The organism is Paenibacillus sp. J22P165, from assembly GCF_059692015.1.
In genome coordinates this window covers 1-1,216 of sequence record NZ_JCAUAP010000042.1, presented here as the reverse complement: position 1 = coordinate 1,216, position 1,216 = coordinate 1, and the positions used below count along the sequence as shown (strand labels likewise).

Below are 1,216 nucleotides of genomic sequence, written 5' to 3'. Positions count from 1 at the left end.
CCAGTGGATTAGGGAACATCGTGACACCATTTCACAAGAAGAAATACCAATGGCGGACGAGCATTTGCAAGAACTACAAAGACTACAAATGGTTGAAGAACGTTATGAAAAAGCCTGTAAGGTGCTCGGTGAGAAGGAACTAGAAATTGAGATCCTACGTGAGTTGTTAAAAAAGAAGAACCCCGCTTATCTGAAAAATTTGAAGTAGCAGATCTATTTATTAAGCGGGGCAAGCCAGTAGCACAAATTCTACGCATACTTGGACTGTCTGAATCCACTTACTATGATCGGAGAAAGCGAGCTGCACAATCGGAACCAAAACGTCCGGGAGAGCTCGTAACAGGACGCCCTGTGCCTGGCTACTCGCATACGAAATCGGGGGATAGGGTTTGTGACGAGCAGATCAAAGAGTGGCTTTTAGAACTCCTTGAAGGCGAGGAACATGTCTACGGTTATAAACTTCTAGCACAATGTGTTCGGAACCAATACGGCGTGCAACTGAACAAAAAGAAGTCGTATCGCTTGTGTAAAGAGCTAGGTATCCTCCAAAAACAACGAAAACGGACCCAAACACATCCTCGTAGATTAGCGAAAAATAGAAACATAACGGGGCACAACCAGCTCTGGCAAATGGATATTAAGTATGGCTATGTCGTCGGAGAGGAACGTTTCTTTTATGTGCTAAGTATTATTGATGTGTTTGACCGCGTCGTAGTAGGCCAATACAAAGGACGTGTATGTGAAGCCAGACATGCTGTCCAAACCTTATGGAATGCGTTACAGAGCCGTACAAAGGATAACGAGATGTTGCCAGTTATTCGAACAGACAACGGGCCTCAATTCATTAGTAAGCTATTTCAAGATACCTGTGAGAGCCTAGAAATGATTCACGAACGCATTCCGCCCAAGACCCCTAACTTGAATGCGTTCATCGAATCATTTCATAGCCTGCTAGAACGCGATCTATTCAGTCAAAGAGATTTTATGACCTTTGATGAAGCGTACAAGGGACTGGATGATTATATGGATTTTTACCACAATCGCAAGATGCATGGGAGTTTGAAATTAATGCCTCCAAGGAAGTTTTCAGAATGGGTCAAAACGCTTAAAGACTCTTCAGCATTTCATAATTCAATGTAAACGCTCGAAATAATGAGCATTTTTAAGAATGAGTAATTACTGTAGGCTAAGACTCCGGATTAAGGGGGCCGAGCCG

General features: G+C 43.2%; 1 protein-coding gene and 1 pseudogene. Both read left to right on the top strand.

Annotated elements, in window-relative coordinates; all coding sequences use genetic code 11:
* Nucleotides 1–208, top strand: a pseudogene (locus AC58QM_RS35875) (transposase); the annotation flags it as partial.
* 11 nt (nucleotides 209–219) lie between these two features.
* A complete protein-coding gene (locus tag AC58QM_RS35870; protein WP_497289423.1) occupies nucleotides 220–1,140 on the top strand; it encodes an IS3 family transposase in 921 nt (306 codons plus the stop codon).
* Nucleotides 1,141–1,216: the final 76 nt, after the last annotated feature.